16 protein-coding genes and 1 pseudogene are annotated in these 20,195 nt (G+C 42.7%); 14 read left to right on the top strand and 3 right to left on the bottom strand.

Annotated features, from left to right (window positions below):
- The first annotated feature begins 19 nt into the window (after positions 1-19).
- The 4 genes from dapB to GOM47_RS02940 all read left to right on the top strand — a co-directional run bounded on the left by dapB (position 20) and on the right by GOM47_RS02940 (position 4,462).
- A complete protein-coding gene (gene dapB, locus GOM47_RS02925) occupies positions 20-787 on the top strand; it encodes a 4-hydroxy-tetrahydrodipicolinate reductase (protein ID WP_000027888.1) in 768 nt (255 codons plus the stop codon).
- Complete coding sequence (locus GOM47_RS02930) at positions 784-1,983, top strand: CCA tRNA nucleotidyltransferase (protein ID WP_008292630.1); 1,200 nt, start codon at positions 784-786, stop codon at positions 1,981-1,983. The genes dapB and GOM47_RS02930 overlap by 4 nt, the downstream gene beginning before the upstream one ends.
- Positions 1,980-3,848, top strand: coding sequence for an ABC-F family ATP-binding cassette domain-containing protein (locus tag GOM47_RS02935; protein ID WP_235081004.1), 1,869 nt, complete (start codon positions 1,980-1,982; stop codon positions 3,846-3,848). Before GOM47_RS02930 ends, GOM47_RS02935 begins: the two co-directional genes overlap by 4 nt.
- A 125-nt stretch (positions 3,849-3,973) precedes the next feature.
- On the top strand, positions 3,974-4,462 hold the full coding sequence (locus tag GOM47_RS02940) for a hypothetical protein (protein ID WP_235081005.1): 489 nt from the start codon (positions 3,974-3,976) through the stop codon (positions 4,460-4,462).
- Positions 4,463-4,515: 53 nt separating this feature from the next.
- On the opposite strand, the gene mntE is transcribed toward GOM47_RS02940, so the two are convergent.
- The gene (gene mntE / locus GOM47_RS02945; RefSeq protein WP_235081006.1) at positions 4,516-5,709 is read right to left on the bottom strand and encodes a CDF family manganese efflux transporter MntE; all 1,194 of its coding nucleotides are present in this window, start codon (positions 5,707-5,709) and stop codon (positions 4,516-4,518) included.
- A gap of 306 nt (positions 5,710-6,015) precedes the next feature.
- Between mntE and GOM47_RS02950 the strand changes: the two genes are divergently transcribed.
- From GOM47_RS02950 to yaaA, 4 genes are all read left to right on the top strand, one after another.
- Entirely contained in the window at positions 6,016-8,712 is a 2,697-nt protein-coding gene (locus tag GOM47_RS02950; protein WP_235081007.1) for a cation-translocating P-type ATPase, read from the top strand.
- A gap of 104 nt (positions 8,713-8,816) precedes the next feature.
- Positions 8,817-9,227: a peptide deformylase gene (locus GOM47_RS02955; protein ID WP_235081008.1), complete on the top strand. Its 411-nt coding sequence runs from the start codon at positions 8,817-8,819 to the stop codon at positions 9,225-9,227.
- A gap of 11 nt (positions 9,228-9,238) precedes the next feature.
- Entirely contained in the window at positions 9,239-10,834 is a 1,596-nt protein-coding gene (locus tag GOM47_RS02960) for a hypothetical protein (RefSeq protein WP_235081009.1), read from the top strand.
- Between the two features lie 78 nt (positions 10,835-10,912).
- Positions 10,913-11,641 (top strand): peroxide stress protein YaaA, encoded by a 729-nt coding sequence (gene yaaA / locus GOM47_RS02965; RefSeq protein WP_235081010.1) that lies wholly within the window; start codon positions 10,913-10,915, stop codon positions 11,639-11,641.
- 31 nt (positions 11,642-11,672) lie between these two features.
- Here yaaA and GOM47_RS02970 read toward each other — a convergent pair whose 3' ends face one another.
- Positions 11,673-12,221: an NADPH-dependent FMN reductase gene (locus GOM47_RS02970; protein ID WP_235081011.1), complete on the bottom strand. Its 549-nt coding sequence runs from the start codon at positions 12,219-12,221 to the stop codon at positions 11,673-11,675.
- 247 nt (positions 12,222-12,468) lie between these two features.
- Between GOM47_RS02970 and GOM47_RS02975 the strand changes: the two genes are divergently transcribed.
- Genes GOM47_RS02975 through asnS form a run of 4 tightly spaced genes read left to right on the top strand, consistent with a single transcriptional unit; the run spans position 12,469 to position 15,864 of the window.
- A complete protein-coding gene (locus tag GOM47_RS02975; protein ID WP_235081012.1) occupies positions 12,469-12,945 on the top strand; it encodes a DUF5590 domain-containing protein in 477 nt (158 codons plus the stop codon).
- Between the two features lie 9 nt (positions 12,946-12,954).
- Positions 12,955-14,136, top strand: a complete 1,182-nt coding sequence (locus tag GOM47_RS02980) for a pyridoxal phosphate-dependent aminotransferase (protein WP_235081013.1) — start codon at positions 12,955-12,957, stop codon at positions 14,134-14,136.
- Positions 14,136-14,507, top strand: coding sequence for a VOC family protein (locus GOM47_RS02985; RefSeq protein WP_235081014.1), 372 nt, complete (start codon positions 14,136-14,138; stop codon positions 14,505-14,507). The genes GOM47_RS02980 and GOM47_RS02985 overlap by 1 nt, the downstream gene beginning before the upstream one ends.
- A 13-nt stretch (positions 14,508-14,520) precedes the next feature.
- Positions 14,521-15,864, top strand: a complete 1,344-nt coding sequence (asnS, locus tag GOM47_RS02990) for an asparagine--tRNA ligase (RefSeq protein WP_235081015.1) — start codon at positions 14,521-14,523, stop codon at positions 15,862-15,864.
- Positions 15,865-15,900: 36 nt separating this feature from the next.
- Here the strand turns inward: asnS and GOM47_RS02995 are convergent.
- Positions 15,901-16,696, bottom strand: a pseudogene (locus tag GOM47_RS02995) (IS30 family transposase); the annotation flags it as partial.
- A 397-nt stretch (positions 16,697-17,093) separates the two neighbouring features.
- On the opposite strand from GOM47_RS02995, the gene GOM47_RS03000 reads away from it, so the two are divergent.
- Both GOM47_RS03000 and GOM47_RS03005 read left to right on the top strand, forming a co-directional pair.
- Positions 17,094-19,280 (top strand): PTS transporter subunit IIBC, encoded by a 2,187-nt coding sequence (locus tag GOM47_RS03000; protein WP_235081016.1) that lies wholly within the window; start codon positions 17,094-17,096, stop codon positions 19,278-19,280.
- 51 nt (positions 19,281-19,331) lie between these two features.
- The gene (locus GOM47_RS03005) at positions 19,332-20,147 is read left to right on the top strand and encodes an endonuclease/exonuclease/phosphatase family protein (RefSeq protein ID WP_235081017.1); all 816 of its coding nucleotides are present in this window, start codon (positions 19,332-19,334) and stop codon (positions 20,145-20,147) included.
- The last annotated feature ends 48 nt before the right edge of the window (positions 20,148-20,195 follow it).

Here is a 20,195-nt window from a genome sequence, read left to right on the forward strand (position 1 = left end):
ATCTTAGACAGGAGTAGAGATGAGTATTCGAGTAATTATTGCCGGTTTTAAAGGAAAAATGGGTCAAGCTGCTTGCCAGATGGTCTTGGCTGATCCGGGCTTGGACTTAGTTGCAGTTTTGGATCCGTTTGAGTCTGAGTCAGAATGGCAGGGAATTCCTGTTTTCAATGATAAGGCTGACTTGGCTGGTTTTGAAGCGGATATCTGGGTAGATTTTACTACACCAGCCGTTGCCTACGAAAATACACGCTTTGCTCTTGAAAATGGCTTTGCTCCTGTCGTAGGAACAACAGGCTTTACTAGTGAAGAAATTGCAGAACTAAAAGCATTTTCTCGTGAACAAGATTTGGGTGGCTTGATTGCTCCCAACTTTGCCTTGGGAGCTGTCTTGCTTATGCAATTTGCGGCGCAGGCTGCCAAATATTTCCCAAATGTGGAGATTATCGAGCTCCATCATGACAAGAAAAAAGATGCTCCGAGTGGAACAGCCATTAAAACGGCTGAGTTGATGGCAGAAGTTCGAGAGTCTATCCAACAAGGTGCGCCTGATGAGGAAGAATTGATTGCTGGTGCCCGTGGTGCTGATTTTGATGGCATGCGGATCCACTCAGTTCGTTTGCCAGGCTTAGTAGCTCATCAAGAAGTTATCTTTGGCAATCAGGGAGAAGGATTGACCCTTCGTCATGACTCCTATGATCGCAGCTCCTTCATGACAGGGGTCAATTTGGGAATCAAAGAAGTTGTCAAGCGTCATGAGCTTGTCTATGGATTAGAACACTTATTATGAGATTAACGCAAATGCCTTCTGAATTTCAGAAGGCTTTACCAGTATTAGAAAAAATTAAAGAAGCAGGATTTGAAGCCTATTTTGTTGGGGGCTCCGTCAGAGATGCCCTCCTCAATCGTCCTATCCACGATGTGGATATTGCGACTTCTTCCTATCCAGAGGAGACCAAGCAGATTTTTCCGCGAACAGCCGATATTGGAATCGAGCACGGAACTGTCTTAGTTTTAGAAGGGGACGAGGAGTATGAGGTAACAACTTTTCGAACAGAGGATGTCTATGTGGACTATCGCAGACCCAGCGCGGTTTCCTTTGTGCGTTCGCTAGAAGAAGACCTCAAGCGCCGTGATTTCACAGTTAATGCGTTTGCCTTGGATGAGACAGGCGAAATTATTGACTTGTTCCATGGTTTAGACGATTTAGAAAACCAAGTCTTGCGAGCAGTTGGAGTGGCTAGTGAACGTTTCAACGAAGATGCTCTGCGGATTATGCGTGGTTTTCGTTTTCAGGCCAGTCTTGGTTTTAAACTTGAGCAAGAAACATTTGAAGCGATGAAGACTTTGACACCACTCTTGGAGAAAATTTCTGTGGAGCGTACCTTCGTTGAGTTTGATAAACTCTTGCTGGCACCTTTTTGGCGAGTTGGTCTGGCTTCCATGATTGAGAGTCGAGCTTATGACTATCTTCCAGATATGGCAGACAGTCGAGAAAAGCTCCAAAGATTGTTTGATTTAGAGGCGGATTTCACCTTTGAGTCTTCTGAACAAGCTTGGGCAGCTCTATTGTGGGTTTTGGAGATTAAAGATGCACAGCCATTTTTGAAGGTATGGAAAACCTCACGCCAGTTTGCCAAGCAGGTTCAGGATTTGCTGACTATTTTGGCTTTGCGAGAAGAAGGAGAGCTGAGCAAGCGTGATTGTTACCGCTTTGACTTGGATTTACTTTTACAGGCTGAAAATCTTCGTCAGGCACAAGGAAAAGAAGTCAATCCACAAGCTATCACAGAAACTTACCAAAGTTTGACCATTCATGACAAGAAAGAAATTCAGATTAACGGTGGTATTTTAATCAAGGAATATGGTTACCAGCCAGGTCCAGATTTGGGAGATATTTTAACAGAGATTGAGTTTGCCATTGTCGATGGAGTATTGGAAAATGATCGTCAAGCAATCCATACTTACCTGAGGGAGAGAAAATGAGTGATTTTATCGTTGAAAAACTAAGCAAATCCGTCGGTGACAAGACCGTTTTTAAGGATATTTCCTTTATCATCCATGACTTGGACAGAATCGGTCTAATTGGTGTTAATGGAACGGGTAAGACCACCCTTTTAGATGTTCTTTCTGGAGTTTCAGGATTTGATGGTGACGTTAGCCCTTTTTCTGCTAAGAATGACTATAAGATTGGCTACCTGACACAGGATCCTGATTTTGATGATAACAAGACGGTCTTGGATACGGTTCTCTCCAGCGACCTCAAGGAAATCCAGTTGATTCGTGAGTATGAGTTAATCATGCTCAACTACAGTGAGGACAAGCAGGCTCCTTTGGATCGGGTCATGGCAGAGATGGATTCTCTCCAAGCCTGGGAAATTGAAAGCCAGGTCAAGACGGTCCTCAGTAAGCTAGGTATTCAGGACTTGTCGACTCCAGTTGGTGAATTGTCAGGTGGTCTAAGAAGAAGGGTTCAGTTGGCGCAAGTTCTCCTAGGAAACCACGACCTCTTGCTTCTGGACGAGCCGACTAACCATTTGGATATTGCGACCATTGAGTGGCTGACTCTTTTTTTGAAAAATTCCAAGAAGACCGTTCTCTTTATCACCCACGATCGTTATTTCCTAGATGCACTATCAACGCGGATTTTCGAGTTGGACCGAGCAGGCTTGACCGAGTATCAGGGAAATTACCAGGACTATGTTCGCCTCAAGGCTGAACAAGATGAGCGTGACGCTGCCCTTCTCCACAAAAAAGAACAACTTTATAAGCAAGAACTGGCCTGGATGCGCAGACAACCACAGGCACGTGCGACCAAGCAACAGGCCCGTATCAATCGTTTCCACGATTTGAAAAAAGAAGTTTCAGGTGGCGTTGCTGAAACAGACTTGACCATGAACTTTGAAACCAGTCGGATTGGGAAAAAAGTCATCGAGTTTCAGAATGTTTCCTTCGCCTATGAAAACAAGCCCATTTTGCAAGATTTTAATCTATTGGTGCAAGCCAAAGACCGTATCGGAATTGTTGGGGATAATGGTGTCGGGAAGTCAACTCTGCTTAATCTCATCGCAGGAAGTCTTGAGCCGACTAAAGGTCAAGTTATCATCGGTGAGACGGTTCGCATTGCCTATTTCTCTCAACAAATTGAAGGTTTAGATGAAAGCAAGCGCGTTATCAATTACCTGCAGGAAGTAGCAGAAGAGGTTAAGACCAGCGGTGGTTCTACGACTTCCATCGCTGAGTTGCTGGAGCAGTTCCTTTTCCCACGTTCGACGCATGGAACCTTGATTGAGAAATTGTCTGGTGGAGAGAAAAAACGCCTTTATCTCCTCAAACTGCTCTTGGAAAAACCAAATGCTCTCCTTTTGGATGAGCCGACAAATGACTTGGACATTGCAACCTTGACAGTCTTGGAGAATTTCTTGCAAGGTTTTGCGGGTCCTGTTTTAACAGTCAGCCACGATCGCTATTTCCTTGATAAGGTAGCGACCAAGATTCTCGCCTTTGAGAATGGAAGCATCCGTACTTTCTTTGGCCATTATACCGACTACCTTGATGAAAAAGCCTTTGAAGCAGAAACAGCAAGTCAAGTTCAAAAGGCCGAAAAAGAGAAAGTGGTCAAAGTCCGTGAAGACAAGAAGCGAATGACCTATCAAGAAAAGCAGGAGTGGGCAAGCATTGAAGGCGATATTGAAGCCTTGGAAAATCGTATCGCAGCCATTGAAGAAGAAATGCAGGCAAATGGCTCTGACTTTGGTAAACTAGCGACTCTTCAAAAAGAGCTAGACGAGAAAAACGAAGAACTTCTTGAAAAATACGAACGCTATGAATATTTAAGTGAGTTGGTATAATGGAAGAAGTAATCATAAAATGGAGCAGCAAGAAAGTCATCTGGACTATTCTTCTCTGTTTGGTCGAGTTAGTGTTTTTTACTTATATACTATCTTTTTTGCTGATTTATCCCGAAGAAGATTCAATGGGAATCATAGTATTAATTGCTTTTGTTGGATTCCTACTCATTATTGTTGGTTGGCTCTTGTATGAACGGATGCAGATTCTTCTATCAGGCAAAGAGTATTTAAAATTTACGACTCAAGGTTTTTTCTATAAGCCACATCCAAAGAAAGACTGGCAGTTTTATTCCTGGAGGCAAGTAGAAACATTTTCTCTTATGAGAATCAAGGGTGGTAGAAGTTCGAGGGATTTTTACCAGATTGAAGTTTGTTTTTTTGACAAAGACCTTGTAAAAACGAAATCTCTATGGAATCGACTGCGAAGTAAATTTTCAAGTGTTAAACCTGCTGTCGACTTGATAATTCCGATTCATTTACTGGATGTTGACTTTCCTAGAAGAGTCTTTGAAACCATGTCCTACTTTGAGCGAGAATGGCGCATCAAGCAAAATCGCCAAGCAAGAAAAGAGGCAAAACAAGCTTTGAAAAGCAAATCTTCCAAACCGTCATAGTCTGTCTTTGCTTAAAGTAGAATAATCAAAAAGACCCTATCCATTGGATAGGGTCACTGTTTGTCTTCTTTTTTTGTTTCCTGATGAAAGACATTTTGCCAAGTCTCATGGCGACGCCAGATACTAGTGTGGACGATGCCATCTAACTCATAGCAAATGAGCTTGGTTTTCTGACTAATGGAAGTGATTTGAATATCCTTAATAGCAGCACTAAGTTCTTTTTCAGACTTATAAGCCTCTTTGTCCATCTGCTCGCCATCTTGACGGATATAGAGAAAGTCCTCAGCAAGGAGTTCTTCTAGCTGATTTCCTTGGTCAATCAATTGCTCACGCATGAGCAGTTTTTTGTAGACATTGTCTAAAATCTCGTCCTCAGGTATGGGAGCTGGCTCGATATGGACATCGGTATCAAAGACTCCAAAACGCTCTTCCAGCATAGACTCGACCTGGTCTGCGATTTCGTGACTTTCATAGACTGATAGGTCAGGATTCATCTCCAGGGTGATATCAAGGTAGATATTGCTACCGTAGGTACGCCCTCTTTGGGATTTGACCTTACTAATCTTTGGAATCTCCATGATGGCCTTTTGGTAGTCCTCTAGCAGACGGTCATCAAAACCATCTGAAAGACTGAAGGAAGATTCGATAAAGATATCATAGGCTGTCTTTAAGATAAAGAAAGTGATGATGATAGCGACCAATTTATCTACGATCGGATAATTGAAACTGCTGGCTAGGATGGCAATGGAAGTCCCAAGCGAGGTGACAGCATCTGAAAGATTGTCCTTGGCGGCAGCCTTGAGGGCCTTGGACTTGGATTTCTTACTGAGACGAGTATTATAGAGATAAACTGCGAACATGACTGCCGCAGATAAGACCCCTAGACTTGCGCCCAGAGGGTCGATAACTGTTTGTTCCCGACTGAGAATTTTTTGAATGGTGTCCCGAAGAACATCAAAGCCAACGTAGAACATGATGATGGAAGTAATCAAACTAGCCAAATCTTCAATTTTCCAGTGACCGAAACGATGGTCACGGTCTGCAGGCTGGCGCGCCATCCGAATACCGATCAGAAGAGCAACATTTCCGATAATATCGGATACGTTGTTGAAACCATCCGCTACCAAACTGGAAGAATGTAGGAGGTGGCCAGTTGCCAATTTTGCTGCAGACAAGAGCAGGTAGGTTGAAATGCTGATAATGGCTCCACGTTCTGCCAATTTGAGATTTGACATGGATTGGTTCATCGGGCTTCCTTTCTAGTCATATAGTATTCTTACATTATACTGGTTTTCAAGGGAAAATTCAAATTTAGTCTTGTTTCATCGGATTTAAACCCTTGAAAACTTTTCAAATTTTGATATAATAGTACTACTCAAGGGAGTAGCTGGCAGAAACCTGTGATAGTGTCGTCATTCCGAATTGTATACTGAAAAGTATGTTTTCCGGCACTATCTTAAACAGCGAGACTTGTTATGATTAACAGGTCTCTTTTTGTTTGTCATAAAACTAAAAGAGAACTTGTTTTGCACACAATGTCAAGGAGGAGACACATGTCAAAAGAACAAAAACGCCAAGCGTTTTATACTCAAAGTCCTGAAGAGGTCTTGAAGTCAGTTGAAGCAACTGAGCAAGGTCTTTCGTCAAGCGAAGCGCAGAAACGCCTAGCGGAATATGGGCGCAATGAACTCGAAGAGGGTGAGAAAAAATCTCTCTTGGTTAAATTCATCGAACAGTTTAAGGATTTGATGATTATTATTTTGGTGGCTGCAGCCATTTTGTCCGTCATAACTTCTGGTGGGGAAGATATTGCAGATGCCATTATTATTCTAGCCGTTGTTATCATCAACGCAGCCTTTGGTGTTTACCAAGAAGGAAAAGCAGAAGAAGCCATCGAAGCCCTCAAATCTATGTCTAGTCCAGCTGCTCGCGTTATTCGTGATGGGCATATGACTGAGATTGACTCAAAAGAATTGGTACCAGGTGATATCGTTGCTCTTGAAGCAGGTGATGTAGTGCCAGCAGACCTACGTTTGCTAGAAGCTAATTCTCTTAAAATCGAAGAAGCAGCCCTAACAGGTGAGTCTGTTCCAGTTGAAAAAGATTTGACTGTAGAACTCGCTGCAGATGCCGGTATTGGTGACCGTGTCAATATGGCCTTCCAAAACTCAAACGTGACCTACGGTCGTGGTCTTGGTGTTGTTGTCAATACAGGTATGTACACGGAAGTTGGTCATATCGCTGGCATGCTCCAAGATGCGGATGAGACGGATACACCACTCAAACAAAACCTGAACAACCTTTCTAAGGTCTTGACCTATGCAATTTTGGTCATTGCCCTTGTTACTTTTGTAGTCGGAGTCTTCATTCAAGGTAAAAATCCACTTGGTGAGTTGATGACCTCTGTTGCGCTTGCTGTTGCAGCCATTCCAGAAGGACTCCCAGCTATCGTGACCATCGTTCTTGCCCTTGGTACTCAAGTTTTGGCCAAACGAAACTCTATCGTTCGTAAGTTGCCAGCAGTCGAAACACTTGGTTCAACAGAAATCATCGCTTCTGATAAGACTGGTACGCTTACCATGAACAAGATGACAGTCGAGAAAGTCTTCTATGACGCAGTCCTACATGACTCATCTGATGATATTGAACTAGGTCTTGAAATGCCCCTACTTCGTTCAGTTGTCTTGGCCAATGATACCAAGATTGATGCTGAAGGAAACCTGATTGGGGATCCAACGGAAACAGCCTTCATCCAGTATGCCTTGGACAAGGGCTACGATGTTAAAGGGTTCTTAGAGAAATATCCTCGTGTAGCTGAATTGCCGTTTGACTCAGATCGTAAACTCATGTCAACGGTTCATCCATTGCCAGATGGTAAATTCCTCGTGGCAGTCAAGGGGGCTCCAGATCAACTTTTGAAACGCTGTGTTGCTCGTGATAAAGCTGGAGATGTTGCTCCGATTGATGAGAAAGTCACTGAATTAATCCATACAAACAACTCGGAAATGGCTCACCAAGCCTTGCGTGTCCTTGCAGGTGCTTATAAGATTATCGATAGTATTCCAGAAAATCTTACTTCTCAAGAGCTTGAAAACAACTTGATCTTTACTGGTTTGATTGGGATGATTGACCCTGAGCGTGCCGAAGCGGCAGAAGCCGTTCGTGTCGCTAAAGAAGCGGGAATCCGTCCAATCATGATCACTGGTGACCACCAAGACACAGCGGAAGCCATTGCCAAACGATTGGGAATCATTGATGAAAATGACTCAGAAGACCATGTCTTGACTGGTGCTGAGCTTAACGAACTTTCTGATGAAGAATTTGAAAAAGTCGTTGGTCAATACTCTGTTTATGCGCGTGTATCTCCGGAACACAAGGTTCGTATTGTCAAGGCTTGGCAAAACCAAGGTAAGGTCGTTGCCATGACAGGTGACGGTGTTAATGACGCCCCAGCTCTGAAAACAGCCGATATCGGTATCGGTATGGGAATCACTGGTACAGAGGTTTCTAAAGGTGCCTCTGACATGATCCTTGCAGATGATAACTTTGCGACTATCATCGTTGCAGTTGAAGAAGGACGTAAGGTCTTCTCAAATATTCAAAAGACTATTCAGTACTTGCTTTCTGCCAATACGGCTGAAGTATTAACCATCTTCCTATCAACCTTGTTTGGTTGGGATGTCTTGCAGCCAGTTCATCTCTTGTGGATCAACTTGGTAACCGATACCTTCCCAGCTATCGCTCTTGGTGTTGAACCAGCTGAGCCAGGTGTTATGACCCACAAACCACGTGGACGCAAATCAAGCTTCTTCTCAGGTGGGGTCATGAGTTCTATTATCTATCAAGGTGTACTCCAAGGGGCACTCGTCTTGACTGTTTATGGTCTTGCTCTTGCCTATCCAGTCCATGTAGGAGACAATCAAGCCATTCATGCGGATGCCCTCACGATGGCCTTTGCAACACTTGGTTTGATTCAGCTCTTCCATGCCTACAACGTCAAGTCTGTTTACCAATCCATCTTGACAGTCGGACCATTCAAGTCTAAGACCTTCAACTGGTCTATCTTGGTATCCTTCATCCTCTTGATGGCAACAATCGTTGTAGAACCGCTTGAAGGTATCTTCCACGTAACCAAACTAGACTTGTCACAATGGGCCATTGTTCTAGCTGGAAGCTTCTCAATGATACTTATCGTCGAAATCGTCAAGTTTGTTCAACGTAAACTTGGTCTTGACAAGAACGCAATTTAAAAAGAAAGTCATCTTCGGATGGCTTTTTTTGCATTTGAGGGAAAGGACTAGAAGTTGCCCCCTTTTGTGCTATAATAAAGTAAAGTAGCAAGGAGTGAAAGAGAATGGAAAAGAGAATTGTCCAAGATGTCTTATTCTTGTCGCAGGTATCGAAAGCTGCAAGTCAGGAAGACCTTTATCTGGCTAAGGATTTGCAGGATACCCTGCTGGCTAATCGCGAGACCTGTGTCGGTTTGGCAGCAAATATGATTGGGGTGCAGAAGCGTGTCATTATCTTTAATCTTGGCTTGGTTCCCATAGTCATGTTTAATCCCGTTCTCCTTTCCTATAAAGGACCTTACGAGACAGAGGAAGGTTGTTTGTCTTTGACTGGGGTGCGACCAACAACTCGTTATGAAACGATTACGGTGTCCTATCGTGATAGCAAGTGGCAGGAACAGACCATTACGCTGACGGGTTTTCCAGCTCAGATCTGCCAGCATGAACTGGATCATTTGGAAGGACGGATTATTTAGGAGGAACTCAGATGAAACGCATACTTTTTGAACTTGTTTTTATCGCAACGACATGGTATATCTTTTTACCACCCTTCAATCTGACTAGCTGGGAATTCATCTTCTTTCTCTGTGGGCATTTGGTGGTGATGGGTATTTTGTTTAGTTTCCGCAAGGATACCAATCTCCTCAAAACTGTTCATGTACGTCATGGCAAGCCTGCCAAAGATCTCAATCTAGAAGGATTCCTTTTTACCAAACTTAGTAGAGGATTGTTTCTGGCCGCAGGACTTATCTTTGCCCTTGCTGGTCTGGTAAGCCTAGTAACCTCTAGCTTTTTCCAAGCAAAAAATTATGCTAATGTGGTGTCTATCACAGAAAAAGATTTTAAAGATTTTCCTAAGAGTGATACCAGTAAGGTTCCAATTCTAGATCGGAGCACTGCAGAAAAGATTGGTGACCGTTACCTGGGGTCTCTGACGGATAAGGTCTCCCAGTACGTAGCAGCAGATACTTATACCCAGCTGACAGTTGATGGCAAGCCCTATCGGGTGACACCTTTGGAATATGCCGACCCGATTAAATGGTTTAATAATCAGTCCAAGGGAATTGGCGAGTATATCAAGGTTGATATGGTGACAGGAAATGCGGAATTGGTAGACTTGAAAACACCCATGAAGTATTCAGACTCTGAGTATTTTAACCGTGACGTCAAACGTCATCTTCGGATCAAGTACCCAACCAAGATTTTTAAAACGCCCTCCTTTGAGGTGGATGATGAAGGCAATCCCTTCTATGTAGCAACCGTTTATCAAAAGCAGTTTGGTCTAGGAGTCCCGCGTCCTTCATCTGTTATTATCTTAGATGCCACCAATGGAGAAACCAAGGAATACAGCTTGGATGAAGTACCAGAATGGGTGGATCGTGTCTATCCAGCAGAAGAAACAATCGAGCAAATCAACTACAACGGCAAGTATAAAGACGGCTTCTGGAATGCCTTGATTTCTAAGAAAAATGTTACTCAAACGACTGAGGGCTATAACTATCTTTCTATCGGAAATGACATTTATCTCTACACAGGGGTGACTTCAGCCAATGCTGATGAAAGTAATCTAGGATTTATCCTTGAAAATATGCGCACTGGTGAAATCACCAAGTACAATCTAGCATCAGCAACCGAAGAATCAGCCCGTGCTTCCGCAGAAGGAGCAGTGCAGGAAAAAGCCTATAAGGCGACCTTCCCTATCCTTGTCAATCTCAATGACAAACCGCTCTACATCATGGGATTGAAGGACAATGCAGGTTTGGTCAAGGAGTATGCTTTGGTTGATGCAGTAGAGTACCAAAACGTCATCGTAGCAGCTACAGTAGATGAACTCCTCAGCAAATATGCCAATAAAAACGACCTAGAGTTGGATAATGAAACGGTAGAAAACATCAAGGGAGTGATTTCAGACCTTAAATCAGCTGTTATCAAGGGTGATACTGTCTACTTCTTCAAAGTTGATGGCAAAATCTATAAGGTCAAGGCTTCAGTGTCAGACGACCTTCCTTACCTAGAAAATGGCCAATCTTTCGAAGGTCAAGTTGGAAAAGACAATTACCTCAAAACATTTAAAGTGAAATAAACAAAGGAACCTCGGCTAATACCGAGGTTTTCAGATGAAATTCTTGGTCACGATTGAAAAATATGCTACACTAACAATATGAAAATTTTAATCCCAACAGCAAAAGAAATGAACACAGACCATCCTTGTATTGAAGCGCTCCCTTTGAGGGAAGAAAGTCAGGCAGTCCTTGACTCACTGGCGCATTACTCAGCTAGTGAATTAGAGACTTTTTATAAGGTATCTGCCGAGAAAGCAGAAGAAGAGTACAGCCATATTCAAGCTCTAAAAGATCGAAGGGCTAAACATTATCCAGCCTTGAAACTCTTTGACGGTCTCATGTATCGCCACATCAAACGAGATGGGTTAACCGAGGCTGAACAAACCTATCTTGAAAATCATGTCCTGATTACCTCGGCTTTATACGGTGTTGTCCCCGCCTTGTCGCCCATGGCTCCTCACCGTTTGGACTTCTTGATGAAGTTAAAAGTTGCTGGTAAGACTTTAAAGAGTCATTGGAAGTCAGCCTACGATGAGGCCCTACAGGATGAGAACTTGATATTCTCACTCCTATCATCAGAGTTTGAAACCGTATTTTCGAAGGAAATTAGAGAAAAGATGGTGACCTTCAAATTTATGGAGGATAAGGCAGGCCAGTTGAAAATCCACTCAACCATTTCAAAAAAAGCCCGTGGCGCCTTTTTGACCGCCTTGATAGAAGGGCAAGTCCAAACAGTTGAGCAAGCTCGTAAGCTTAGCTTTGCGGGCTTTGTCTACCGACCTGATTTATCAAGTGACTTAGAACTCGTCTTTGTGAAACAAGCATAAAACCAGCTCATTCGAGCTGGTTTTTGCTGGATTAGTTGATGGCTGCAAGAAGGTCGTCCGCTTGTTTTTCAAGTGATGAAGCAGTTGCTTCTTCTAACACCAATTTTCCGTCTACCCAAGCAGAGTCATTGACACGTGCGGCAGTAAAGTCACCAACGATTTGTGTACGGATAAATGGCAATAGGTCTTTGTAAATAGCAAAGAGTTGATCGTGACCGGCATTGGCTACAGATGATACTGTGACAAACTTGTCTTGGAGGGCAGAAGCGCCACGTGTGTCAGACAAGTCAAGGGCACGAGAGAGCCAGTCAAGCAAGTTCTTCACTGTTCCAGGGATAGAGAAGTTGTAGACTGGAGAGAAGATCCAGATGGCATCGGCAGCAAGGACAGCCTCGCGAGCAGAAGCTACAGCTGGATGAGTCGGAACTTCAAGATCTTGGCTGAAGAGAGGAACAGCTGAGTAATCAAGATAGCTGACTTCCGCTTTTCCAGCAAGTGCTTTCTCAGCTTCGAGGGCCATTTGGTGGTTGAAAGAACCTTGGCGTAGTGAACCGACGATAAATAATACTTTTTTAGACATGATGTGTCTCCTTTAGTTTAAAATTCAAAGAGCGAACTCTTTTGTTACCATCTATGTTACAACAAATAATACTAATTAGCAATAATTTTGCTCAGCTAAGTTTACTTGTTAGGGGTGGAAAACTTAGTTCTGAGAAAACAGTATTTGATAGACAGGCAAATATTGTATTTAATTTCAAAGGGAAAATAATCTCGGAATGTTCCTATCTTCACTTGTAATAAAGGAGGAGAGATGGTAAAATAGACGGGTGAAACTAAGACAGAAAAACGCAAAAAACAAGCTACTTTTACAGTATGGGATCGGCATTACTTTAGTATTACTAGTCATGACCACTTCCTTCCTTTATCTGATCTCTCTCAGTATGAAGCCCTATCAGGATGCTAGGGTTGAGGGAGAAAAACTAGCCAAGCAGTATGCAGAATTGGAAAAGGCGGATCAGGTTGATTTTTACAATGGACTAGAAGGCTATTACAGCGTTCTGGGGCATAATAAAAAGCAAGAGGCCATTGCTGTACTGATTGAAAAGAATGAACATAAGATTTATGTTTATCAGCTAGATAAGGGGATTTCTCAAGACAAGGCGGCGACGATTTCGAGGGAAAAAGGTGCTAGCGACATTGACAAAGTCACCTTTGGTCGTTATCAGGACAAGCCGATTTGGGAAGTCAAGTCAGGAAACCAGTACTATCTGGTTGACTTTGAAACAGGAGCAGTGATCCAATAAGGAGGGCATATGAAACTATCCAAACGTGTACTAGAAATGGAAGAAAGCGTCACTCTAGCCAGTGATGCAAGAGCCAAAGCATTAAAAGCTCAAGGAAAGGATGTTCTTTTCTTAACCTTGGGACAGCCTGATTTTCATACTCCTGAAAACATTCAGGATGCAGCGGTGGAAGCGATTCGAGATGGACGAGCTTCCTTTTATACAGTTGCTTCAGGCCTACCAGAGTTAAAAGCAGCGGTTAATACCTATTTTGAACGCTACTATGGGTATTCCGTAGCAGCTAACGAGGTTACCTTTGCCACAGGTGCTAAGTTCTCTCTCTACACCTTCTTTATGGCTGTGGTCAATCCAGACGATGAGGTCATCATTCCTACACCATACTGGGTCAGTTATGGAGATCAAGTCAAAATGGCAGAAGGAGTGCCAGTCTTTGTCCAGGCCAAGGAAGACAATCACTTTAAAGTAACAGTAGAGCAGCTAGAAGCAGCCCGAACAGATAAGACCAAGGTCTTGGTTCTCAATTCACCATCGAATCCGACAGGTATGATTTACACTCGTGAGGAACTCTTGGCTATCGGAAATTGGGCTGTTGAACATGATGTCCTTATCCTAGCAGATGATATTTATGGTCGTTTGGTTTATAACGGGAACGAATTTGTTCCAATCTCTAGTCTGTCAGAAGCCATTCGCAAGCAAACCATCGTGATTAACGGTGTATCTAAGGCCTATGCCATGACTGGGTGGCGGGTAGGTTATGCTGTGGGAAATCCTGAGATTATTGCTGCCATGAGCAAACTAACAGGACAAACAACCTCTAACCTGACTGCCGTTTCGCAATATGCAACCATTGAAGCCCTAACTGGACCGCAAGACTCTGTTGAAACCATGCGCCAAGCCTTTGAAGAACGTTTGAATACCATTTATCCACTCTTGTGCCAAGTGCCAGGATTTGAAGTTGTCAAGCCCCAAGGAGCCTTCTATCTTTTCCCAAATGTTAAAAAAGCGATGGAGATGAAGGGCTATACTGATGTGACAGAGTTTACAACGGCTATCCTCGAAGAAGTCGGCCTTGCCTTGATTACAGGAGCTGGATTTGGAGCACCAGAAAATGTTCGTCTCAGCTATGCCACAGACTTGGATACCTTGAAAGAAGCTATTCGCCGTTTGCATCAGTTTATGGAGGAATTATAATGATAGATCATTTTACCCTTAAGGTAAAGAATTTAGAAGTTTCTAAAGCTTTCTATCAAGCTACTTTAGCTGCTTTAAATTATCACCTTCAATTTGATACGGGGCAGGTCGTTAGTTTCACAGAACCGCGAGATGTGGATCCAGGTGGTGATTTTTGGCTAAATGTTGGTCAACAAGAGCCGATGCATTTTGCCTTTAGTGCTCAAACTTGTCAAGAAGTAGATGCTTTCTATCATGCAGCTTTGGCTGCTGGAGGAAAGGATAATGGTGCACCTGGCGAACGTAAAAATTACCATGTGGGATACTATGCGGCCTTTGTGATAGACCCAGATGGAAATAACGTAGAGGCAGTGTGCCATAAAGAAGAATAGAAAAGGAAAAACAATGACAAAACGTGTAACAATTATCGATGTAAGAGACTACGTTGGTCAAGAAGTGACTATCGGAGCTTGGGTTGCCAACAAATCTGGAAAAGGGAAAATTGCCTTCTTGCAATTGCGTGATGGAACAGCCTTTTTCCAAGGAGTTGCCTTCAAACCAAACTTTATTGAAAAATTCGGCGAAGAAGTTGGTCTTGAAAAATTTGAAACGATCAAACACTTGAGCCAAGAGACTTCTGTTTATGTGACAGGGGTTGTAAAAGAAGATGAGCGTTCTAAGTTTGGCTATGAACTCGATATCACAGACATCGAAGTCATCGGTGAATCACAAGATTACCCAATCACTCCAAAAGAACACGGAACAGACTTCTTGATGGACAACCGTCACTTGTGGCTCCGTTCTCGTAAGCAAGTAGCGGTCATGCAAATCCGTAACGCGATTATCTATGCGACTTATGAGTTCTTTGATAAGAACGGCTTCATGAAGTTTGATAGCCCAATTCTTTCAGGAAATGCAGCAGAAGATTCAACAGAGCTCTTTGAAACTGACTACTTTGGAACGCCAGCCTACTTGAGTCAATCAGGTCAGCTTTACTTAGAGGCAGGTGCTATGGCCCTTGGCCGTGTCTTTGACTTTGGTCCAGTATTCCGTGCTGAAAAATCAAAAACGCGCCGTCACTTGACTGAGTTCTGGATGATGGATGCTGAGTACTCCTACTTGACACACGATGAGTCACTTGACTTGCAAGAAGCTTATGTAAAAGCTCTTCTTCAAGGTGTTTTGGATCGTGCTCCTCAAGCCTTGGAAACTTTGGAACGTGATACTGAACTTTTGAAACGCTACATTGCAGAGCCTTTCAAACGCATCACTTACGATCAAGCCATTGACCTCTTGCAAGAGCATGAAAACGATGAAGATGCAGACTACGAGCATTTGGAACATGGAGATGACTTCGGTTCACCGCATGAAACTTGGATTTCAAACCACTTTGGTGTGCCAACTTTCGTTATCAACTATCCAGCAGCTATCAAAGCCTTCTACATGAAACCAGTCCCTAGAAATCCAGAACGCGTGCTTTGTGCAGACTTGCTTGCACCAGAAGGCTATGGAGAAATCATCGGTGGTTCTATGCGTGAGGAAGACTATGATGCCCTTGTTGCTAAGATGGAAGAACTTGGTATGGACCGTACGGAATATGAATTCTACCTTGACCTTCGTAAATATGGTACAGTACCACACGGAGGATTTGGTATCGGTATCGAGCGTATGGTAACTTTCGCAGCAGGTACAAAACACATCCGTGAAGCCATTCCATTCCCACGTATGTTGCACCGAATTAAACCGTAAACTAGTAAAAAGGCTAAATTTCAATTTCAAGTTAGCCAGCAAGAAGTCTTCTCTGGGCGACTTGTAGTCCAAGCATCTTTTAGGATAGTTGTTGATCCAATTTTCGATGAAGGCGACTTCTTTAGGAGTCATTTTCTTAGTTCCTTTAGGTAACCATCTACGAATGAGCCTATTGTGATTCTCATTGGTTCCCCTTTCCCAAGAGGCATAGGGGTGTGCATAGTAGATATGCTCCTTCGATCCGTCAAGACAAGCAAGCAGTGGTTTTTCACTCTTGCAAGTAAAACCGTATCAATCTCATAGTGCCCATTCTCCAATCGAAGATTGATAGCCTTAGGGCGCTGTTCGATAGACTTCCCAGCAGGTTTAAAGTTAGGGCTAGCTTGTTTCTTGACATTTTTTCCTTTTCTAGGATAAAGGAGGTTCTGCTTGGTTAATCCCAATTTTCCATGATGAATCCAGTAGTAGATGGTTGACATTCCCACTGTAAGACCCTTAGCCTTGACCATCATTTCAGGAGACAACTTTTGGTTATGATAGTGGGAATCTTTTGTTTTAGTTCTTTGGTCAAGATTGATTTCTTCACAGAGCGCTTCCGATTGGTTTCATAAACCATTTGAGCATAGTCGGCAGAATAAATCTTTTTGAAACGTCCCTTTCCAATACATTGTAGGACTGTCCCACGCTTGATTTCATTGTGGATGGTCTGAGGAGCTTTTCCAAGTAGAGAGGCGATTTCTCTATTTGATTTCCCTTCTAATTTCCATCGTTCGATTAAGCGACGGCTATGGATTGTCAATTGTTTGCCTTTTGTAGTATAATCGATTTGCATCTCTGTGCCTTTCTTGTGTTTGTGGTGAACAACAAGTATAACACAGAGATGTTTTCTTATTCCTATAACTAGATTTCATTTGACAACAGGTTCCCTTGAAGATGTTCGGTCAGCTAAACCAAGGCTAGACTTAGCCTTGGCTAGCGAGCCTAATATCTTCAAGCCTCTTATCAAATGAAATCAGGAGCTAGCTATAAGCTAGTTAAACCATTACATTTTTAGGAAAGTTGGGTGGCTAACTTCATTATAGAATTTTTATTGTATAAAAATTTAAGAAAAACGGGAATTTTTTTTTATAAAAGCCTTTACAAAAAAAATAAAAGTGGTATAATTAAAGTATAAACAAGTGCAAACGTTTTCGTAAAACGTTTGCCTAAATAAAATAAAGGAGATTTGAATGATGAAAGCTACATTCAAAAATGTCTTGTCTTTCGAATTTTGGCAAAAATTCGGTAAGGCTTTAATGGTGGTTATCGCTGTTATGCCAGCGGCTGGTTTGATGATTTCAATCGGTAAATCACTCGTGATGATTAACCCTAACTTTGCTCCGCTTGTGATTACAGGTGGAATCCTTGAGCAAATCGGTTGGGGAGTTATTGGTAACCTTCACATTTTATTTGCTCTAGCTATTGGGGGAAGCTGGGCTAAAGATCGTGCAGGCGGTGCCTTTGCTGCTGGTCTTGCCTTCATCTTGATTAACCGCATCACAGGTACTATTTTTGGTGTATCAGGTGATATGTTGAAAGACCCTAACGCTGTTGTATCTACTCTCTTTGGTTCTTCTATCAAGGTGGCAGATTACTTTATCAGTGTTCTTGAAGCACCAGCCCTTAACATGGGTGTCTTCGTAGGGATTATCTCAGGTTTTGTAGGGGCAACTGCCTATAACAAATACTACAACTACCGTAAACTTCCAGACGCACTTTCATTCTTTAATGGAAAACGTTTTGTACCATTTGTTGTTATCTTACGTTCAACAATTGCAGCGATTGCGCTTGCTGCATTCTGGCCACTTGTTCAAACAGGTATCAATAGCTTTGGTATCTGGATTGCCAACTCACAAGAAACTGCGCCAGTTCTCGCACCATTCTTGTATGGTACCTTGGAACGTTTGCTCTTGCCGTTTGGTCTTCACCACATGCTCACTATCCCAATGAACTATACAGCTCTTGGTGGAACATACGAAATCCTTACTGGAGCAGCAAAAGGTACACAAGTATTTGGTCAAGACCCGCTTTGGCTTGCTTGGGTAACAGACCTTGTTAACCTTAAAGGTTCAAATGCTGACCAATACCAACACATCCTTTCAACGATTACACCAGCTCGTTTCAAAGTTGGTCAAATGATTGGTTCATTCGGTATTTTGATGGGTGTGATCGTTGCCATCTACCGTAATGTTGATGCAGACAAGAAACATCAATACAAAGGTATGATGATTGCGACAGCTCTTGCGACATTCTTGACAGGGGTTACTGAACCAATCGAGTACATGTTCATGTTCATCGCAACACCAATGTATCTTGTTTATTCTCTTGTTCAAGGTGCTGCCTTTGCTATGGCGGACATCGTTCACCTTCGTATGCACTCATTCGGTTCAATCGAATTCTTGACTCGTACACCACTGGCAATTAATGCTGGCCTTGGTATGGATATCGTTAACTTTATCTGGGTAACTGTTCTCTTTGCGGTTATCATGTACTTCATTGCCAACTTCATGATCAAGAAATTCAACTACGCAACTCCAGGACGTAACGGAAACTACGAAACTGCTGAAGGAGCATCAGAAGAAGCAGCTCCTGGAACTCCAAAAGTTGCAGCAGCTTCTCAAGCCGTAAATATCATTAACCTTCTTGGTGGTCGTGCAAATATCGTAGATGTGGATGCATGTATGACTCGTCTTCGTGTAACTGTTAAAGACGCAGATCGCGTTGGTACTGAGGAACAATGGAAAGCAGAAGGAGCTATGGGTCTTGTCATGAAAGGGCAAGGTGTCCAAGCTATCTACGGACCAAAAGCTGACGTGTTGAAATCTGATATCCAAGATATTCTTGACTCAGGTGAAGTAATTCCTGAAACTCTTCCAAGCCAGATGACAGAAGCCCAACAAAATACTGTACATTTTAAGGGTGTAACTGAGGATGTTTACTCAGTAGCTGATGGTCAAGTCATTGCCTTGGAACAAGTGAAAGATCCGGTTTTTGCTCAAAAAATGATGGGTGACGGATTTGCGGTAGAACCAGCAAATGGAAATATCGTATCTCCAGTTACAGGTACTGTATCAAGTATCTTCCCAACAAAACATGCTCTTGGTCTTGTCACTGAAGCAGGTCTTGAAGTACTTGTTCACATCGGTTTGGATACTGTAAGCCTTGAAGGTAAACCATTCACAGTTCACGTTTCTGAAGGACAAAAGGTTGCTGCTGGTGATCTTCTTGTTACAGCTGACTTGGATGCTATCCGTGCAGCAGGTCGTGAAACTTCAACAGTGGTTGTCTTCACAAATGGAGATGTTCTCAAATCTGTTAAATTAGAACAAACTGGTTCTCTTGCAGCTAAAACAGCAGTTGCTAAAGTAGAATTGTAATATACTCGAGGTTGGAAGCTGTTTTCCAACCTCTTGTTTTAGGAGAAAAGCATGAAATTTTTAACACTCAATACTCATAGTTGGATGGAAAAGGAAGCAGAGGAAAAATTCCAGCTCTTGCTCCAGGATATTCTTGAAAAAGACTATGATTTGATTTGTTTCCAAGAAATCAATCAAGAAATTACTTCTCCAGAAGTGGAGGTTGATCATCTTTATCAAGCTTTACCAGCGGCAGAACCCATTCATCAAGACCACTATGTGAGACTTTTGGTTGAAAAGTTGGCTGAGAAGGAGAAGACCTACTACTGGACTTGGGCTTACAATCATATCGGCTATGACCGCTACCATGAAGGTGTGGCAATCTTATCTAAAACGCCTATTCAAGCACGTGAGATTTTAGTTTCAGATGTGGATGATCCAACGGACTACCATACTCGCCGTGTCGCCTTGGCAGAGACAGAAGTTGAAGGCAAGGAGCTTGCTCTTGCAAGTGTCCATCTCTCTTGGTGGGATAAAGGTTTCCAGGAAGAATGGGCACGATTTGAAGCTGTGCTGAAAGGTTTGAACAAACCTCTGATTTTAGCTGGTGATTTCAATAACCCAGCTGGTCAGGAAGGCTACCAAGCGATTTTAGCTAGTCCACTGGATTTGCAAGATGCTTTTGAAGTTGCTAAGGAGAGAAGCGGTAGCTATACCGTTCCACCAGAAATTGATGGTTGGAAAGGCAATACCGAACCGCTTCGAATTGACTATGTCTTTACAACGAAAGAGTTAGAAGTAGAAAGCTTGCATGTAGTTTTTGATGGTCAAAATGGTCCACAAGTCAGTGACCACTATGGTTTGAATGCTATTTTAAATTGGAAATAGAAAATGAAAGGGATTACTCCCTTTCATTTTTTGCTATTCGGACTTAAC

The organism is Streptococcus oralis (assembly GCF_021497945.1).
Taxonomy (GTDB): domain Bacteria; phylum Bacillota; class Bacilli; order Lactobacillales; family Streptococcaceae; genus Streptococcus; species Streptococcus oralis_BR.